The organism is Candidatus Nitrospira bockiana (assembly GCF_965152565.1).
Window position 1 is genome coordinate 57,078 of sequence record NZ_OZ224215.1, and the last position, 17,503, is coordinate 74,580.

The window sequence follows — 17,503 nt, forward strand, 5'->3', positions numbered from 1 at the left end:
CTGCTAGAATGCCGCCGCTGGAGGGCGGCGATGACGCATGTCGTGGTGGCGATCGCGTGGCTTCTTGTCCTGTCCGATCACGGCCTCGCGTTTCCCGTCAGCGACGCCGCCTGGTCCGATGCCGAATGGCAGCGGCGGTGCGCGCCCGTCCGCACCAGCTTCAATCCTTCCGCCCCGCTCTCGACCGATCGCCTCACCATCCGGCCCGACGATCCCCGCTTCGTCGATTTTCTCTACTGGGTGTGGAACAACAAGCTCATCGAGCACCAGGTCGAACAGGTCGGTGGAACAGGATGGGCCGGGCCCACGGACGGCGTGATCTTTCACTGGGCGCCGGGTTCACGGTGGGAGCGGCACTCGGTCGTGCCGTTCGAGCACGCCATTCACCACGTCGCGGGGGAGCACCACTGGCAGGACAATATGTTCAAGGAGTTCTTCGAGCGCTTCGGTCCGGTGACCGGCATGAGCATCGGTGCCCGCCTCTCGATGGTCACGTCGCCGACCTGGGCGGAATTCCTCGCCCACATCGGCGGGCCCGACAGTCCCTATTATCGGTACGTCTTCCATCAGGAGACCGCGATCGATCCGACCCGCCGAGTCGTGACGATGGCCGGCGGACAAGGCGTGCTGTTCGAATACACTTTCGAGCGGTATCTTGCGGAAGTCCGAGAAGTCCTGACCGACTGCAAAGCCTACCAGTTCTTCGAGCTGTACGACCGGTACGGTCCGGGCTTCGCCTCCACCGCGGGATGGGCCGGGCAGCCCGTCCCGAAACGATAACCGAGGAAGGTACCGCTTGAGTTGCAGCGGGATAAAAAAAGGGCCGCGCTGACCGGCGCGGCCCTTTGAAGCGTACGGCGGGGAGTAACTAGCTCTTCAGGAACCGCCGCGAGATTGCGAGCGCCGCTACGCCTGACCCGAGCAGGAGCAACGAGGCCGGCTCCGGGACGCCGGAGGGGGGCGGCGGCGGGGGCGCTGTAAAACCCTTCACGACCACCACCTGATTGCCCCCACCGAAGGTGGAAAAGAGAAAATCCCCGGTCAGTGGATCGATGGCGGCGCCCTCTGCCCCGGTCAACCCCGTAATGAAGTCCCTTCTCGTCGCAGTGATCGGGTTACCGTTGCCGTCCACCTCGTATGCACCGACTTTTCCTGCTGAGTATTCTGAGACGAGAACGCTTGGATTTCCGAATAGTGCCGACCCCAGAGGAACATAGAAGATCCCTTCCGGCCCGCCGACGATTGTGACATTGAGGGTTGCGCTGGTAATGTCGAACGTTCCGGTGCCGTCCGGGGCATAGTCCAGCGTATACCACTGCCCTCCCGCCCAGGACACCAGCTTCAGTTGGCCGGCGCCGGGCATCCCGGGGGGCACAAACGCCAAGCCGCCAGGTGAGGGGGTCACCCCAAGCGGGTCGAGATCGATGATCTTGTCGGTGACGACACTGCCTGGGATTGTCTGGCCCAACTCATTCACCGGCCAGCGTGCAAGGAACAGGACTTCCCCCGGACCATAGACCACCCCGCCGTCATTGTACGCGGCATCGGCGTACACGGACGCGCTGCCCGAAAAGCCGTTGATATGACCGCTTCCATCGCGCGTCACGCCAATCGAATAAAGCTTCCCGTTGGCGGTGTTCGCAGCTCCTCCAATGAGCAGTGTATTCGGGTCGCCTGACTTCAAGGTCAGGCCGCCGTAGTTCGTGGGAAGCCCGGGAACGGACCCGAGGCTCGTGGCCGTGTAGACCCCGGCGTAAAAAGGATCAACGGTGAGCGCTGCGGCCTGCCCGAGTGAGAGAGCCAGCCAGAGAACGCTCAGTACAAGGACCAGTAACGACTGTCTCGGGACCTGCCGCAGCATCAGTCACCCCCTTGAAAATTTCGTTCACCCATAACGTTGGCTCATAGAGGATGCTGAAGGGCAAGCAATTCCGAGACCACAAGCTAAGGGATAAGCACGGCAAACAGATACGTAGAGCCGTGGCCTTGAGGTGTGTAAAGTTTCTCGACGGGAAGCGGCCGGGCCAAAGGGGTCTCTCTTTCGAGCGTGGCGAAGAGATGTCTCTTGTCAGAAGGTTGAGGATGGTGGCTGTGACCGATGCGGGAGTGTCGGGATTTTTATCAAAGAGTCGCTGCCTTTACCTGGTGCAGACGGTCACCTCCGGTGTCCGGACCGGCGAAAGACACCAGCAGTTGCATCCACTGTCACCCAGTCTCCGTCCAGCACCTTCCCCATGATGCCCGGGAGGTTCACCACGGCCGGGAGGCCGTATTCCCGCGCGATGATCGCGCCGTGCGACAGCACCCCGCCCATTTCCGCGACGAGCCCCCGTGCGAGGCCAAAGTACGGCACCATGCCGGGGTCGATGACCGGTGTGACGATGATCTCTCCTTTGCGGATCCTCACCAAGTCAGTCGGGCTCCTGACCAGGCGTGCAGGGCCTTCTGCATAGCCGGCGCTGATCGGTATCCCATGGTGAACGGTGCCGTCGCTTTCCCGATCCGCCCGGTCGTGCCCGATTCCAACGCCGACCACGCAGTTGTCGGCCACGAGCGTCGCGTGGCGCTTCTGGGCCTCGCGCCGAGCCGCCACCAGGGCTTTCCAATCGTAGGGCTGTTCCGACACCAGCGCACGCACCTCCTCGGCGGTCAGATAGAAGATGTCGTCGCCCTGCTCCAGCACGGCGCTCGCGGCATAGTGACGACCCAACTGCACACTAAGTCGACGAACGGTCGCCGAAAAATACATCAGCGCGTGGCGATTGGCCTCACGCAACGCGAGGTATCGAGCCAACCGGCGATACCAATAGCGGAAGGCGATCCTCTGATGAGGCCCGAGCACCGCTTCCAGGCGGGCCAGCGCCTCGGCTCGGGTGGACGCTTGTTGGCGCCGGATGTCCTCGACCGATTGACCGGGCGGCGCGAGCAGATAGCCACGGATGAGCCCGAGCAGATCGTCCGGTTTTTCCGAGAAGCGGGGGGAGTTGATGTCTGATTCACCGAGCGCGCGGTGCCCGTATTCACCGAGATAGTCATCGAACGCATCGAGGAATTCGGTGCCGGCCAATAGGCTGCGGTAGCGGCTCGGTTCCCAGCTCGCGCCGGCGAAGAACTGTGTCGCCACGGGGTCACGCTGAGCGAGGTCTGCGAGCGCGCGGAGCCAAAGAATCTGCCGTGCGCTGACGACGTCGCTGGCCCCTTGGAGCGCCGCGTTCAGGAGAGCCTGCCACTCGGTGGCTAGATGGGGCTCGAGCAGCCAGCGCAACGCGTACAGAGCTTGGGAGACCCCGGAGACGATCGCAAAGGTGAGGTCGCAGTGCGAGAGCCGGCGTCCGAGTGTATCCATCTTCATGAGCACCTCCGCCGGCGTCGGGCTTCCTTGATCTCCATCTGCGGGTTCCGCCATCCTCCTCATCTCGGCGAACCAGGCGGGAGCCTTTCGTGCCGCACGGCGCACCTGCCATTCCAACGCGAGCAGGGCGCTGAGCCGCGTCCACCACGAAAGTCGTTCCGTGCTCACCGGCTCCGGAGCACACCCTCCCATTTGCTCGGCGACGAGCGCCGGATCCCCACCCAATTGGGCCATGAGCGATTGGAAAAGGCTCACGTTGATATACGGCCGGCCGCGGATGACCCGGACCGACGAGAGGCCCGGCGGGATCACGCAGCCGAGGTTCCGATAATGGCGCAGGATGTTCGTCTCCATGAAGGTCTGAAGGAAAGACAGCCCGAGCGGGCTGGGTACGTCGGGTAACGTCTCTCGAAAGTTCGCCCGTGACCAGACGCTGGTTGCATCGCTGAGTACGCAGGAGCGAGTCGGTCGAGAGATCGGCCGGGCCTGGAGGAGCACGAAGCGATCATCCTCCAGCGCCCACTCCACGTCCACGGGGCACCCGAACGTCGCTTCCACGCGTTTCACCAGACCGGCCAGCAGGCACGCCTCGTCATCCGTGAGGGATGCGCGCAGGCGCTCGTGTTCGGGGACCGGCACATCGATCACCCGGCCTTCGTGAGGCCGCCGGATGACCGACTTGGCTACGACAATCCGTTGGAGCACGCGGAGAGAACCGTCGCCCCGTGTCTCGACGGTAAACGCGTCGGGCGTCACGGAGCCGCCGACGAGGGCTTCGGCCAGCCCGGGGACCGCGTTGACGACGACCTGCGTGCCGAGCCCCGTGACCGGGTGCTGTGAGAAGGCCACTCCTGCGGCTCGGGGGGCCAGGAGCGGCTGGATGATCACCGCCATGGCCGGATGCGAGCGCCCGGCGGCCGGGGCGTACGCGGCCGCGGCCGGCTCCCACAGCGACGCCCAGCACAGGCGGACGGCGGGAAGGATCTCGTTTCGCGGTACGCCGAGCACCGTCTTGTGGAGGCCGGCGAAACTACGAGTCGCCGAGTCCTCCCTGTCGGCCGAGGAACGCACGGCCCAGAGCTCCCCTGTGGGCCCGTCCACCATGAGCTGGTCCAGCGCCCGATCGAGCTCTTTGACTATCGGACCGGGCAGCGTCATCGAGGCGATGGTGCGTCGGAGCACCTCGAGCTCGGTACTTCGGGGCGAGCCACCCGCCCTCCGTGCCGCCGCGATGGCACGCGCGGGGTCGAGTCCGCCCTGCCGGATAGCATCCGTATACGCAGCCGTCGTCAGACAGATGCCGGGCGGAACAGCAAACCCACCGGCGATCAAGCGCGCAAGCCCGGCAGCCTTCCCCCCGACCAAGGCGATCTCGGTGCAGGATCCGAGGGGCAGGATGTAGGTCGACATGATCACGACTAGGTGGATTGTAACAACTGAAATACTAGTATAAAATGGGCGTCCATCAGGGAGGACGCCATGACCTTAACCGACGTGGAACGCCGAGAACTGACGTGCCGCAGCCACCGTCGCAAAGGCCGGGCCGACGATGCCCGGCGGGCGCGCTGCATCTTGCTCCTGGCCGAGGGCGCGACCTGGGCCCAGATTCGTGGCCAGCTCCAGTGCGATGATACCTACATTGCACGCTGGAGCCGCCGCTTTACGGCAGAACGGCTGGCAGGGCTCTCTAGCCGCCACCGCGGGCAACCCGCCACGGTGCTCACGCCTGACCTGGAAGCGAAAATTCTGGAGTGGACGCGCCGCGGCCCGTCTGATGGCACGACGCATTGGAGTACCCGCCGGCTGGCGAAGCGGCTCGGCATCTCGCATATGATGGTGGCCCGCGTCTGGGCCCGGCATGGGCTCAAGCCGCATCGCCTCGAGCGGTACATGGTCTCGGATGATCCCGACTTTGAGCGCAAGGCCGCCGATATTATCGGGCTGTACTTGAATCCGCCGCAGCATGCCGCCGTCTTCTGCGTCGATGAGAAGACGGCGATTCAGGCCCTGGATCGCTTGGATCCGGTGCTGCCGCTCTCGCCGGGCCGCGCGGAGCGGCACGGCTTTGAGTATGCCCGCCATGGCACGCTCTCGCTGTATGCCGCCTTCGACACGCGCACCGGAGCGGTCCTGGGACGCACGGCGGAACGGCACACGTCGGCGGAGTTCGTCGCCTTCTTGACTGAGCTCGTCGCGCATCAACGGCGGGGGCAAGAGATCCATGTGATCCTGGACAATCTCTCCGCGCACAAGACCAAGCTGGTCGAGGCGTTTCTCACGGAGCACCCAACGGTCCGCCTGCATTTCACGCCGACGTACTCCTCCTGGCTCAACCAAGTGGAGAGGTGGTTTGCCAAGATTGAGCGAGACCTGATCGTACGGGGCATCTTCACGTCACAACACGATCTGAAACGGCAGATCATGCGCTATATCCGGCATTACAATAAGTCGATGAAGCCCGTGAAGTGGAAGTATGCCGATCCCCGGCATCGGATCACTATCACTTTGCCTGTTACAGTCCACTAGAGCGCGATGAGCAGGTACAGATCGTTGACGTTCGTACCCGTCGGACCGGTCATCACGTGTCCGCCGGCACGGGTGAAGAAGGCGTATGAGTCATTGTCCTGAAGAAAGCGGTCCGGGTCGAGCCCCCGCTCGACCGCCTGAGCCCAAGTCTCCCCGCTCACGACGGCGCCGGCGGCCTCGTTTGGGCCGTCGGTTCCGTCTGTCCCGAATGCGGCGACCCAGAGACCGGGGAGCCCGGCGATTTCTCGGGCCGCGGCGAGGGCGAACTCCTGAGCACGGCCCCCCCTTCCCGGCCCACGGATTGTAACGGTCAGCTCTCCGCCGGCAATCAAGCAGGCCGGCCGCGGGGCCGGGCGATTCGACGCGCAAAGCTCGCGTCCCAGCGCGCCGAACCACTTCGCCGCCTCTCGGGCCTCGCCGATCAACGTGGTCGACAGGATCAGCGGCCTCATGCCGGCGCGCGTCGCTTCCCGCGCCAGGGTCTCCACCGCGGCACGATTGTTCGCCACGACATAATGCCGAATGTTCCGGAACGCCGGATCGCCGGGCTTGGGCGATTCGGCAATCTTGCCTGCCCGGCCTCTCAGGAGGTGCGATCGGACCGCCGGCGGCACCCGGCTCCACACGCCGCGGCGCTTGAGCACGGTGATGGCGTCCGTATACCGGGACGGATCGGGAGCAGTCGGGCCCGATCCGATCGTCCCCAGGTCGTCACCCAGGACGTCGGACAGCACCAAGGAGATGACGGAAGCCTGGGTCGCGGCGGCCAGCCGGCCGCCCTTGATCGCCGACAGATGCTTGCGCACGCTGTTGATCTCATGGATGGTGGCGCCGGACCGCAGCAGCAGATCGGTTGTGCGCTGCTTGTCCGCGAGGCTCAGGCCGGGGGCGGGCGCCGGCCAGAGGCTCGAGGCGCCGCCGGACAGCAGGACGAAGACGAGGTCGTCGGCCGTCAGCGAGTTGACCAGTGCCAGGGTCTTCCGTGCGGCCCGAACGCCCGCCGCATCGGGGACGGGGTGTGCGGCCTCGACGATGGTGATACGGTTCGTCGGGCTCCGATGACCGTACTTCACCACGACGAGGCCGTCGCTCACGAATGGGCCGAGCGTCTGCTCCAAGGCGGCCGCCATGCGCGCGGAGGCCTTCCCCGCTCCGATCACGGCGATCCGCCGGTAGCGGCTGAGATCGTACCGGTCCCGTCCGATCCGAAGCACGGCCCCTCGGCGCGTCAACATGCGCGCGATCGCTTCGCCGGGATCGACGCTCTGGAGCGCCGATGTCAGCAGCCGTACGAGGAGCGCCCGGACCCGGGGCTGGGGTACGGCGATATCCATGTGGGTTACGGTGTCGCGTCTTGTTTGAGGCACCGGTATGGGCAGGCTTGCTTCGGCACTTTGATCTGATGGGTGCCTTTGGGCAGGTAGTCCTTGCGGATCTCGGGGTTGAGCATCTTCAGCTCCAGAAAATAGGAGCCGAATTCTTCCGCGATCGACGCCAGGTGGCGCTGCGATTCCTTGACCGTGACGGCGACCGTTTCGGTTTCGAGGGGCAGATAGAGGTCCTTCTTCGTCAAGCCGAGGTATTTTTCCGGCTGTGAGTAGACTTCTTTGGCCGCAATGATCCGGGGCACGTACCGCATGGTCTCGCGTACATAATGCAGCTTCCAGTAGTCAGTGATGCGCTGTTCCTTGAGCAGCTTGCGGATCCGGTCCTCCCCGGCGTTGTAGGCCGCCATGGCCAAAAACCAGTCGCCGAACTCCTGCTTCAGGAACCGCAGATACTTGATCGCCGCTTCCGTGGACATTTCCAGGTTCCGCCGGTCGTCGCGCCATTGGTTGGAATAGAGCTTGTAGCGTTTGCCGGTCGAGCCGATGAATTGCCACGGCCCCGAGGCCTTGGCTTTGGAGTAGGCGGCGGCGATGCACTTGCTTTCGACGAGCAGCACGTATTTCAAGTCGTCGGGAAGGCCCGCCTGGGCCAGCAGCTTCTCGACCGGAGGGAAGCAACGGCCGGTCCGCTTGGCCATGATGATGCTTTCGCCTTCTTCGGCGAGGAACTGGTAAAACTCGTACTCGATCCGCTCCCGCACCTGCCAATTGTCAAGGGGGACGGCCACGCCCGCGAACGTGAGCGTGGGCGGAAGCTTGAACGAGCTCAGGAAGTATCGCTCGCCCTTTCGCTCCACGCCGGGCAGGACGACGAGGGGCGTCTCCGCCGGCTGGGACTCCTGTTCCTCCTCGGGTGCCGGTACCAATTCTTCCGCGGCCGGCTTTGCGGACGATGCATCCGGTTCCCTCGGGGTGGTCGGGGAGGCCGCCTGAGCGGGGTCCGGAACGTCGGCGTGCGCGAGGTTGATGGCGGCGGTGACGGGAAAGGCGAGGAGCGCGGCGATTGTCCAGGCGGTCAGCCGATCGGAGGCGCCCGTGAACATCATGCGGGTGTCATGACGGGATGGTGAGTCGGGGTCATCGTCGGATGCTACGTATGCTAACAGGAAGTCGCAAAGTCAGCAAGCCGCCGCCCGTGTGGTAGACTGGCGCCGTGCATCCGTTGAACGTCCTGAACGAACGCATCACCCGGTGCCGGCTCTGCCCTCGGCTCGTGGCGTACCGTGAAGCGATCGCGCAGTCCAAGCGACGGCAGTTCCGTGACCGGACGTACTGGGGGAGGCCGGTCCCCGGCTTCGGCGATCCGGCGGCTCGTCTCTTCGTGATCGGGTTAGCACCGGCGGCGCACGGGGGCAATCGAACCGGGCGGATCTTTACGGGCGACCGGAGCGGCGACTGGCTGTACGAGGCGCTCCATCGCTACGGGTTCGCCAATCAGCCCGTGTCGGTTCATCGAGACGATGGCCTGACCCTGATCGATTGCTACATTGCGGCCGTCGTCCGCTGCGCCCCGCCGGAGAACAAGCCGGCTCCCGAGGAGTTCGACCGGTGCCGGCCGTATTTGGTGCAGGAGCTGGCTCTGCTCGAGCGCCATCAGGTGGTGATCGCGCTCGGGAAGATCGCGTTCGATCACTATCTGAAAGCATGCCGGGACCGGGGCGAGGTGGGTCCGAGTCCGGCGCCGAAATTCGCCCATGGGGCCGCGTATCGGTTGCCGTGGGGCACGACCCTCCTCGGGTCCTACCACCCCAGTCAGCAGAACACGTTTACCGGGAAACTCACCCGCTCGATGTTTCACGCGGTCTTCGAGCAGGCGCGGAATCTCTTGAGGGGGACGGATGGGAAGCCGACGAGGGAGCCGGGCGTGACGGCGGCTCCCCCCGGATCTCGTTCGAATTCCCGTCGTCAGCGCTGCCGCTGAGCGTCCCAGTCGGCGAGGAACTTCTTGAGCCCGATGTCGGTGAGCGGGTGTTTGATGAGTTGGTGGAACACCGCCGTGGGCATCGTGCAGATGTCGCCGCCGGCGAGCGCCGCCTCCACGACGTGTTGCGGGTGGCGGACGCTGGCCACCAAGACTTGAGTCTTGAAGTCGTAATTGCGGTAGATCGTCACGATCTGCCGAATCAGCTCCATGCCGTTGCTGCTGACGTCATCCAAACGGCCGATGAACGGAGACACACACCAAGCACCGGCCTTCGCAGCCAACAGGGCCTGCGTCGGGGAGAAGCACAGCGTGACGTTGACCCGAATGCCCTCGGCCGTCAGCCGCTTGGTAGCCTTGAGCCCTTCCGGGATCAGCGGACACTTGACCACGACGTTCTTGTGCAGCTTGGCAAGCTCGCGGCCTTCCTTCACGATGGCATCCGCTTCGACGCTGATCACCTCGGCGCTGACCGGTCCATCGACAATCCGGCAAATCTCCAGCAGCAGCTCTTTGAAATCGCGCCCTTCCTTTGATGCGAGCGAGGGGTTCGTCGTGATGCCATCGACTCCGCCCTGGCTGACCGCTTCATGGATCTCTTTGACATTGGCGGTATCCAAATAGATTTTCATGGCGTTCCCCTGTGTGTACGGCGTTCACCTCATTCTATGAGGATCATAGGATGAATGCAATTGGAGCACGGCGTCTTTTGACAGCGCCCTTGCAACCGCCTACAATCCTTTCACTGCCGGGAGGAACGTCATGATGGGACGTCTTGGACTCGTCCTCGCACTGCTGATCGTCGCCGGCTGCGGGGGGAACCCGTATCTCGACGCCTCGCTGAAGCCGGCTGAGCTACAGGGGAAGGACAAAGCCTGGTTCGAGAAGAACTGGGGCCCGCCGAGTGGCAAAGCGCCACGGTTTTTCGGCGGAGAGGAGTGGACCTACTTCCGCATTGCCGGAGGCAAATCGGGCCCGCCGTTTTTCAACTTTTCCCCGAATCAGTGTCAGATCACGTTGAAATTCGACAAAGAGGAGAAGCTCACGTCTTACGGCTACTCGGGGTGCTAGCCCGCCAATTGTTTCCGAAACGTCCTCGCGCACGCCTCGCTGCAAAAGTAATAGGTCTGCCCGCCGATGCTCGCCGCCACCGCCGTCCCTTTCGGCACATAGGTGCGACACACAGGGTCCTGAATCATCTGGTTCGGGGGCGCCGTGCCGGACTGGGAGAGGGCACGGGCGTTGAATTCCCTGATCGCCTTTTTGATCAGGAAATAGAGCACGATCAGCAGGGCCAGGATCAGTAACAGACGGTACACGCGCGTATCCTATGTGCCGTAGGCCCCGGAGTCAAGGAACACTCACGGATCGTTAGGGTCGTTTCCAAGCAGGGCAGACAACCGTCTCTCCAAACCGACCATGGTCGCGGGCCGAAGGGCTCATGGGGGCGTGCCAGCGAGAGACTTTTGCGTCTGGTGCTCGGGGCTTTCGACTGATAGTCGTGAGGACAGAGGCATGCTATCGTCCGGCCATGAGCACCTGCGACAAATGCCAGGGGACGATGTTGTTGGAGCGGGCGGTCGATTTGAACGCCGGCCTCGTCATTACCGTTCTTGCTTGCCTCAACTGTGGGCGGCGGCGAGCGGTGGAGCGGGAGCCGCGGCCACTGACCTCCCGGTGCTGACACCCAATCGACGAGCGGACCTTGTGATCGTGAAGGGGCGCGGCCGTCGTGTGCCCGACGCCCTCCTGTCCTTGCGATGAAGCCGACGATTGTCCGTGTGTCGAGTCCGCCGTTGACCGCCCTTGTCTGCTGCCCCCGGTGTCATACTCTCATCAGTTACCGTTCCGGCGAAGGGGAAGTGGCCTGTCATGCCTGTGGCGCCACTATCCAGCAACGTCGGCGAGAAAGCTGACTCCTCCGGTCGGCCTCAGCTCCCGCTCCCCAATATCATACGTATATAATCCTACTTGACTTGAAGGCGTCGCCGTCGGATCATTCCTCTGACCCCAAGGGGGAGAAGTCATGGGGTAGCCCGCTCTCACATCTCCGGATCACATCCCAAGAGAGTGCCGATCACGATGCCTTCGTGGGCCGCCAGGTTCCGAAGGCATCGTTGTTTGGAGCAGGATCGGCGCGAGACGGTCAACCGTGGACAAGGAGGGAAGCCATGAAGCGAGCAGCAGCATTAATGGCGTTTGTCAGCGCAGCCGCACCGTCCATGGCCCTGGCTGAAGGGGTGAGTGGATATTCGCGGGGCAACGCGTTCATCTATTTCATGGCGATTGCCGCGGTGCTGATCTTCGGCATCCACGATGTGTTTCAGAAGAAGTGGCTGACGTGGGCCAGTGCGGTCCTGATCCCCGTAACGCTGTATATGATGCTGCCGGACAAGTAATCCCGCGGGCCGGCGCGGCCGCGGCGAGAAGGGAGCGACGGCCGCTCAGCGGAGCCGCAGCACGTCGAGCATGTCATAGAGGCCGGGGCCCTGGGTGCTCACCCACCGCGCGGCGCGCAGCGCGCCGCGCGCAAACGTGTCCCGGCTCTGGACGCGGTGTGTGACCTCGATGCGTTCCCCCATGCCGCCGAACAAGACGGTGTGATCGCCGATGATATCGCCGGCGCGAATGGCTTGAATGCCGATTTCTCCGGGTTTGCGCTCGCCGACCAACCCTTTCCTCGCATAGACTCCGACCCGCTCGAGGTCACGACCCGTCGCGTTGGCGAGCACCTCGGCCATCTTCAGGGCCGTGCCGCTAGGAGCGTCTTTTTTCAGGCGGTGATGCGCTTCGATCACCTCGATGTCGTAGTCCTCGCCCAACGCCTGGGCCATCTCGGCGATGACCCTGAAAAGCAGGTTGACCCCGACGCTCATGTTCGGGGAGAAGACGCACGGGATCCTGCCTGCAAGGGTCCGCAACTCCGTCAATTCCTCTCCGGACAAGCCGGTCGTGCCGATGACCATGCCGCGGCGGTGCTGAGCGGCCAGGCGAAGGTTGCCGAGGGTCGCAGCGGGAGAAGAAAAATCGATGACGACGTCGCCGAGGGGGAGAACCGCCGAGAGGTCGTCGGCCACGGTCACGCCGACACGTCCGCACCCTGCCACCTCTCCCGCATCACGCCCGATGGCTTCATGTCCCTTGCGCTCCACGGCACCGGCCAGCGCCATCCCGGCGGTTTCTCGGGTCAACGCGACCAGGCGCGTACCCATCCGGCCCGCGGCGCCGGCGATGATCACTCTCGTCATGGGCGCCTCCGTGGGCGACCGTGCGGCGTCCAGCATGCCGCCGTGGACGTGGGCTCCGGCATCAGATCAATCCATAGTCCTTGAGCGCACGCGCCAGCTTGTCGCGGTTCTCCGACGACAAAGGGCACAAGGGCAGGCGAAGCTCGGGCTGAATCTTTCCCATCAGGCCCAGCGCCTCCTTGACCGGGATCGGGTTGGTCTCATAGAAGAGCGCTGTGAACAGGGGGTAGAGCTTGTAGTGCAGGCGCTTCGCCTCCTGAAGGTCTCCGGCCGAAAAGGCATCCACCAAGGCCGCCATGTCGCGGGGAGCGATGTTGGCGGTGACGGTAATCACGCCTTTGGCCCCGACCGCCATCATCGGCAACGTCAATGGATCATCGCCGGACAGGACCGTGATTCGATCGCCGCAGGCCTGGATGATTTCCGAGACCTGCTGCAGGGAGCCGCTCCCTTCCTTGATCGCGACGATGGTGCGAAACGACGCCAAGCGAGCCACCGTGGCGGGCAGCATGTTCACGCTGGTGCGGCCGGGAATGTTGTAGAGGACCAAGGGGAGATCCACGGCTTCGGCGATGGCCTTGTAGTGCCGATAGAGCCCTTCTTGGGTGGGCTTGTTGTAATAGGGGGTGATCAGGAGCGCACCGTCCGCGCCGGCGCTTTTCGCGTGCTTCGTCAGCGCGATGGCTTCGTCGGTGGAGTTCGAGCCGGTGCCCGCGATCACCGGCACGCGGCGACGGACCGCTTCGACGCAGAAGGCGACGACGCGATGATGCTCTTCGTACGAGAGTGTCGCCGATTCCCCGCTGGTGCCGCAGGGAACGATGCCATCGGTGCCGTTGGCAATCTGAAACTCGATCAGATCTCCGAGCGCTCGCTCGTCCACCCGTCCGTTCTGAAAGGGTGTGACTATCGCAACCAATGACCCGGTAAACATAACCACCTCGTTTCGACGCACGCCCGGCCGTCTGGTCCGTCAATAGCCCCAGGCTTCGGGGAGGATCTTTCCCTCGTAGACGGCGCGGGCATCGCCCTGCAAGTAGACGTCGGAGAAGGTCCGGCCGTTCGATGTGAAATGGACGGTGAGGTTGAGCCCGCTTTGCGGGATCAAGGTCACCGGCGACTCGGCTTTCGCCACGAGGCTGGCGATCAGCGCGGAGGCGATCGAGCCGGTCCCGCACGCGAGCGTTTCGTCCTCCACCCCGCGCTCGTAGGTGCGAATGCGGATGCGATGCGGGTCGAGGACCGAGATGAAATTGACGTTGGTGCCGGCCGGCTGGAACAAGGGATGGTAGCGCGTCGGACGGCCGATACCGATGACATCGACCTTCTCGGGGTCCTCGACCAGATAGACGCAATGCGGCACGCCGGTGTCGATGAAATGGGCCTCCCGCTCGACGCCGTTCGCCGAGACGCGGAGGTTGAGCCGCAGTCCTTTGGGGTCTGGAAAACGGATCTTGACCTGATCCAACTCGGACGTCCGGGACGACGCGCGTCCGTTCGCGACCAGTTCCGCCTCGATCAGCCCGGCGAGGGTTTCGAACCGCATCCGTCGGGGCGCGATCCGCTTGAGGTGGGCGAAGCGCGCCGCGCAGCGCGCCCCATTGCCGCTGAACTCGGCTTCGCTGCCATCGGCGTTGAACAGCCGCCAGCGGAAATCGGCCCGTCGGGAGCGTTCGATGAGGATCAGGCCGTCGCCGCCCACGGACATCCGATGCGCGCAGATTTTCGCCGCGAGTCGGCTGGCGCGCTTCGGCGCGACGACCCGATCGCGATTGTCGACCAGGATGAAGTCATTACCGCTGCCGGACAGCTTCATGAAGGGAATCGGCTTCTCACGATGTGGTCGCACGAAACACCTATGGTGGATGTGGCAGATGGGTTCAGGCCAGAAAGTCGGGAATCCGTTCACCCCGAACGAGATCCGCGTAGTCTTCACGAGCCCGAATGACATGGACCTCGGACTCTCTGACCAACACTTCCGGGATCCGCGGCCGTGAATTGTAGTTCGACGACATGACGAACCCGTAGGCACCGGCGCTCATCACCGCGAGGAGGTCCCCCGGTCTGGCCTCCGACATCGCGCGGTCCTTGGCGAGAAAGTCCCCGGATTCGCAGACCGGTCCGACGACATCGACGGTCTGAATCGCTGCCGTCGGTGCTTGGCGGACCGGCTTGATCTCGTGATAGGCCCCATACAGACTGGGCCGGATCAAATCGTTCATGGCCGCGTCGACGATCACGAAGTCCTTCGCTTCGCCAGCCTTGGTATAGAGCACGCGGGTGACCAAGATGCCGGCATTGCCGACGATCACTCGGCCGGGCTCCATGATCAGGACGCATTTCAGGTCGCGCAGCAGCGGGGAAACGGCCTTGGCCAGCTCCTTGGGCGGCGGCGGCGTCTCGTCCGAATAGGTGATGCCCAGACCGCCGCCGATGTTCAGGTAGCGGATGTTGGCGCCGTGCGCCTTCAGGGTCTCGACGAGCGCGAGCACCTTCTTCAGCGAATCGACGAAGGGAGTCACGTCGGTGAGCTGCGAGCCGATATGCGCGTGGACGCCGACGACGTCGATGTGCCCGAGGGCGGCGGCCAGCTTGAACTCGTCGAGCGCGCGCTCGGCGCTGATGCCGAACTTGCTTTTTTTCAACCCGGTGGAAATGTACGGATGGGTCTTGGGGTCGATATCCGGGTTGATGCGGAGCGCCACTCGGGCGCGTTTCTTGGCCTCGGCCGCCACGTCATTGATCGCCTGCAGCTCGGCGGACGATTCGACGTTGAACATCAGAATGTCGGCGTCCAGCGCCTGGCGGATTTCCTCGCGGCTCTTCCCGACGCCGGCGAAGACGATCTTTGCCGGCGCCATGCCGGCCCTCAGCGCCCGATACAGCTCGCCGCCGGACACGATATCGGCCCCGCTGCCCTCCTTCGCCATCAGCCGCAGGATGGCCAGGTTCGAGTTGGCTTTCATCGCAAACGCCACGATGTGCGGGACGTCTTGGAAGGCCCCGTCGAACGCGCGGAAGTGCTGGATCAGCGTGTGATGGCTGTAGACGTAACACGGCGTCCCGACCTCCTTCGCGACGCGGGAGAGGGGCACGTCCTCGCAATACAGCTCGCCGTCTCGATACGCAAAGTCATGCATCTTGCCAGTCCTCTTCCAAAATATCCAACCCCGTCAGCGACAGCCCCTCGATGGCGGACTCGAAGGCCGCCTTGAATTTGCGGTAGCGGATGCGGACGTTCGGCGCGGCCGCTTTGAGCGCCTCGTGATCGAGCAAGGCTTGTAACGCTTTCGGCGTCGCATGCTTGAGATGCTCGAAGTTCACGATGATGTCCATTCTGGCCTTCTCCGCGGCATGCTTGATACGTGCGAGCAGCTCCTGGGCCGTCAGATGATCGAGCGTCCCCTCCAGCTCGACGAACAGCGCCGCGAACTGGTCATGGCGCTTGGCCTTGATGTTGAGCCAGAGTGTCTGGGCCGGGGCCGCCTTCGCTTCGATTTTTTGCTTCAGCGCGTGCAGGGCGTTCGGCACAAGGTGATCCGTCTCGAAGCTCGGGAGCTTCGCCTGCAGGCCTTTCAGGACGCCCGCGATCGGCGATAGGCTGCCTTTCGGGCATGCACGCTTGACCAACTTGCGGAACTCCCGGTTCATCTCGAGCCGTGCGATGAACCGCTGCTTGGTCCCTCTGAGCCGGTGCCAGATCGACGGGATCGAATAGAACTCGTGGTTGGCCCAGTAGAAGCCCGCCTGCAGCTGCTCGGGCGTCATGCGGCTGGGGTAGAACACCACATGCTTGCCGTCGTACTTGGCCCAGTCGCGGTCGAAAATACGGCCGGCGGCGTTGTAGCGTTCGTACAGGGCGGTGCCGGGGAGCGGCGTGAGGACGTTGAAGTAGGCCAGCTCGACCTGATTCTTGACGAGAAACTCCACCGCCCGCTCGAAGACGGATTCATCGTCGTTGTCGAAGCCGAACACGATCCCAGGATTCACCATGATCCCGTGATCGTGGAACATCTTGATCTCGTCCGAGAATTTCTGGACCCGGTTGAACGGCTTGTTGGTCTCCTCCAGGCAGTCCTCGTCGAGCGATTCCATGCCGACGAAGACCGAGACGCAGCCGCTCTCGGCCGCGAGCTTCACCATCTCGGGATCGTCGCCGAGAAACAAGGTCGATTGACACCCCCACTTGATGTTCAACGGCTTGAGCGCGGTCCACAGCTCGCGGCAATATGCGCGATTGCTGTTGTGGAGATCGTCCACGAAGGCGAAGATCGTTCCGTCCTCGACGCCCAGCCGGATGCGCAGACCGGTGACGAACGCCCGCCACAAGGAATCATTGGCGATCCGTTCGACGAGCTCGCCGCGGATCCACTGCTTGATCTGCGTGAGCTCGGCGATCACTTCCTCCACCGGCCGGCGCCGCGTCGTCTTCCCGTTGAAGGGGGAGACGCTGCAGAACTCGCAATCGAAATGACAGCCGCGCGTGGTGAAGCTGCATTGGCGGGTCATGTAGGCGTCGGGGCTCAATAGCTCGACGCGCGGGCTCTTGTACCGCTCGAGGGAAGGAAAGTCCTCCATCTTGTACATCCGCTTCATCGAGCCCGCCTCGAAATCGGCGACGAGCTGGGGCCAGAGGTCCTCCGCTTCCCCGCAGACGACGGCATCGCAATAGCGGAGCGACTCCTCCGCACAGTACGTCGGATGGACGCCGCCGAGCACGACGGGTTTTCCACGCCGGCGGAACTCGGTTGCAATCTCGTAGGCCCGGGGCGCGTAGCAGGTCATCACCGACAAGCCGACGAGGTCGCAAGGCGTGTCAAAGTCGATGTCCTGTACGGCCTCATCCACCAACACGACGTCCCACCCCGGCGGAGTATAGGCGGCGATGACCGGCAGGCTGAGCTTGGGAAACCAGACGGCTCGCCGTTCACTCGCGGTCAGGTGATAGGGATTGTTCCTGGGATATGGATCAAGCAACAACAGCGTTCGTTTCTTGCCTGCTGTGCGGGTCTGTTGCATCGTCTCGTTCCTCCTCTCACAGCACGTGCATGGGGGAGCGTTGCTCCCA

The 17,503-nt window shown here is 63.8% G+C and carries 16 protein-coding genes; 5 read left to right on the top strand and 11 right to left on the bottom strand.

The window, feature by feature from the left end; genetic code table 11:
- Positions 1-30: 30 nt before the first annotated feature.
- Positions 31-780: a hypothetical protein gene (locus ACWHYV_RS00295; RefSeq protein ID WP_447978669.1), complete on the top strand. Its 750-nt coding sequence runs from the start codon at positions 31-33 to the stop codon at positions 778-780.
- Between the two features lie 88 nt (positions 781-868).
- On the opposite strand, the gene ACWHYV_RS00300 is transcribed toward ACWHYV_RS00295, so the two are convergent.
- Positions 869-1,861 (bottom strand): PEP-CTERM sorting domain-containing protein, encoded by a 993-nt coding sequence (locus ACWHYV_RS00300; protein ID WP_447978670.1) that lies wholly within the window; start codon positions 1,859-1,861, stop codon positions 869-871.
- A 294-nt stretch (positions 1,862-2,155) separates the two neighbouring features.
- On the bottom strand, positions 2,156-4,762 hold the full coding sequence (locus ACWHYV_RS00305) for a PEP/pyruvate-binding domain-containing protein (RefSeq protein ID WP_447978671.1): 2,607 nt from the start codon (positions 4,760-4,762) through the stop codon (positions 2,156-2,158).
- Positions 4,763-4,831: 69 nt separating this feature from the next.
- Here ACWHYV_RS00305 and ACWHYV_RS00310 point away from each other — a divergent pair, with 69 nt between their 5' ends.
- Positions 4,832-5,878: an IS630 family transposase gene (locus ACWHYV_RS00310; RefSeq protein WP_447976542.1), complete on the top strand. Its 1,047-nt coding sequence runs from the start codon at positions 4,832-4,834 to the stop codon at positions 5,876-5,878.
- On the opposite strand, the gene ACWHYV_RS00315 is transcribed toward ACWHYV_RS00310, so the two are convergent.
- Both ACWHYV_RS00315 and ACWHYV_RS00320 read right to left on the bottom strand, forming a co-directional pair.
- Complete coding sequence (locus tag ACWHYV_RS00315; protein ID WP_447978672.1) at positions 5,875-7,212, bottom strand: glycerate kinase type-2 family protein; 1,338 nt, start codon at positions 7,210-7,212, stop codon at positions 5,875-5,877. The two genes, ACWHYV_RS00310 and ACWHYV_RS00315, sit on opposite strands and share 4 nt — an antisense overlap.
- A 5-nt stretch (positions 7,213-7,217) precedes the next feature.
- Positions 7,218-8,312, bottom strand: a complete 1,095-nt coding sequence (locus ACWHYV_RS00320; protein ID WP_447978673.1) for a lytic transglycosylase domain-containing protein — start codon at positions 8,310-8,312, stop codon at positions 7,218-7,220.
- Positions 8,313-8,419: 107 nt separating this feature from the next.
- On the opposite strand from ACWHYV_RS00320, the gene ACWHYV_RS00325 reads away from it, so the two are divergent.
- Positions 8,420-9,187 (top strand): uracil-DNA glycosylase, encoded by a 768-nt coding sequence (locus ACWHYV_RS00325; protein WP_447978674.1) that lies wholly within the window; start codon positions 8,420-8,422, stop codon positions 9,185-9,187.
- Here ACWHYV_RS00325 and fsa read toward each other — a convergent pair.
- Entirely contained in the window at positions 9,172-9,819 is a 648-nt protein-coding gene (gene fsa / locus ACWHYV_RS00330) for a fructose-6-phosphate aldolase (RefSeq protein WP_447978675.1), read from the bottom strand. The genes ACWHYV_RS00325 and fsa overlap by 16 nt on opposite strands.
- Before the next feature lie 130 nt (positions 9,820-9,949).
- Between fsa and ACWHYV_RS00335 the strand changes: the two genes are divergently transcribed.
- On the top strand, positions 9,950-10,258 hold the full coding sequence (locus ACWHYV_RS00335; protein WP_447978676.1) for a hypothetical protein: 309 nt from the start codon (positions 9,950-9,952) through the stop codon (positions 10,256-10,258).
- Here ACWHYV_RS00335 and ACWHYV_RS00340 read toward each other — a convergent pair.
- Entirely contained in the window at positions 10,255-10,506 is a 252-nt protein-coding gene (locus ACWHYV_RS00340; protein WP_447978677.1) for a YHS domain-containing protein, read from the bottom strand. The genes ACWHYV_RS00335 and ACWHYV_RS00340 overlap by 4 nt on opposite strands.
- An 852-nt stretch (positions 10,507-11,358) precedes the next feature.
- Between ACWHYV_RS00340 and ACWHYV_RS00345 the strand changes: the two genes are divergently transcribed.
- Positions 11,359-11,586 carry a hypothetical protein gene (locus ACWHYV_RS00345; RefSeq protein WP_447978678.1) on the top strand — a complete coding sequence of 76 codons (228 nt, stop codon included), beginning with the start codon at positions 11,359-11,361 and terminating at the stop codon, positions 11,584-11,586.
- Positions 11,587-11,631: 45 nt separating this feature from the next.
- On the opposite strand, the gene dapB is transcribed toward ACWHYV_RS00345, so the two are convergent.
- The 5 genes from dapB to ACWHYV_RS00370 all read right to left on the bottom strand — a co-directional run bounded on the left by dapB (position 11,632) and on the right by ACWHYV_RS00370 (position 17,454).
- Complete coding sequence (dapB, locus tag ACWHYV_RS00350; protein WP_447978679.1) at positions 11,632-12,435, bottom strand: 4-hydroxy-tetrahydrodipicolinate reductase; 804 nt, start codon at positions 12,433-12,435, stop codon at positions 11,632-11,634.
- Positions 12,436-12,496: 61 nt separating this feature from the next.
- Positions 12,497-13,369: a 4-hydroxy-tetrahydrodipicolinate synthase gene (gene dapA, locus ACWHYV_RS00355; protein WP_447978680.1), complete on the bottom strand. Its 873-nt coding sequence runs from the start codon at positions 13,367-13,369 to the stop codon at positions 12,497-12,499.
- Between the two features lie 39 nt (positions 13,370-13,408).
- Positions 13,409-14,284, bottom strand: coding sequence for a diaminopimelate epimerase (gene dapF / locus ACWHYV_RS00360; RefSeq protein ID WP_447978681.1), 876 nt, complete (start codon positions 14,282-14,284; stop codon positions 13,409-13,411).
- 31 nt (positions 14,285-14,315) lie between these two features.
- Positions 14,316-15,575 carry a diaminopimelate decarboxylase gene (gene lysA / locus ACWHYV_RS00365; protein ID WP_447978682.1) on the bottom strand — a complete coding sequence of 420 codons (1,260 nt, stop codon included), beginning with the start codon at positions 15,573-15,575 and terminating at the stop codon, positions 14,316-14,318.
- Positions 15,568-17,454, bottom strand: coding sequence for a B12-binding domain-containing radical SAM protein (locus tag ACWHYV_RS00370; RefSeq protein WP_447978683.1), 1,887 nt, complete (start codon positions 17,452-17,454; stop codon positions 15,568-15,570). Before ACWHYV_RS00370 ends, lysA begins: the two co-directional genes overlap by 8 nt.
- Positions 17,455-17,503: the final 49 nt, after the last annotated feature.

Coding starts and splice junctions, on each gene's coding strand:
- ACWHYV_RS00305 (WP_447978671.1), bottom strand. CDS start 4,762: ATGTCGACCTACATCCTGCCCCTCGGATCCTGCACCGAGATCGCCTTG.
- lysA (WP_447978682.1), bottom strand. CDS start 15,575: ATGCATGACTTTGCGTATCGAGACGGCGAGCTGTATTGCGAGGACGTG.
- ACWHYV_RS00370 (WP_447978683.1), bottom strand. CDS start 17,454: ATGCAACAGACCCGCACAGCAGGCAAGAAACGAACGCTGTTGTTGCTT.
- ACWHYV_RS00295 (WP_447978669.1), top strand. CDS start 31: ATGACGCATGTCGTGGTGGCGATCGCGTGGCTTCTTGTCCTGTCCGAT.
- ACWHYV_RS00300 (WP_447978670.1), bottom strand. CDS start 1,861: ATGCTGCGGCAGGTCCCGAGACAGTCGTTACTGGTCCTTGTACTGAGC.
- ACWHYV_RS00345 (WP_447978678.1), top strand. CDS start 11,359: ATGAAGCGAGCAGCAGCATTAATGGCGTTTGTCAGCGCAGCCGCACCG.
- ACWHYV_RS00320 (WP_447978673.1), bottom strand. CDS start 8,312: ATGATGTTCACGGGCGCCTCCGATCGGCTGACCGCCTGGACAATCGCC.
- dapA (WP_447978680.1), bottom strand. CDS start 13,369: ATGTTTACCGGGTCATTGGTTGCGATAGTCACACCCTTTCAGAACGGA.
- dapB (WP_447978679.1), bottom strand. CDS start 12,435: ATGACGAGAGTGATCATCGCCGGCGCCGCGGGCCGGATGGGTACGCGC.
- ACWHYV_RS00315 (WP_447978672.1), bottom strand. CDS start 7,212: ATGGATATCGCCGTACCCCAGCCCCGGGTCCGGGCGCTCCTCGTACGG.
- fsa (WP_447978675.1), bottom strand. CDS start 9,819: ATGAAAATCTATTTGGATACCGCCAATGTCAAAGAGATCCATGAAGCG.
- ACWHYV_RS00310 (WP_447976542.1), top strand. CDS start 4,832: ATGACCTTAACCGACGTGGAACGCCGAGAACTGACGTGCCGCAGCCAC.
- ACWHYV_RS00335 (WP_447978676.1), top strand. CDS start 9,950: ATGATGGGACGTCTTGGACTCGTCCTCGCACTGCTGATCGTCGCCGGC.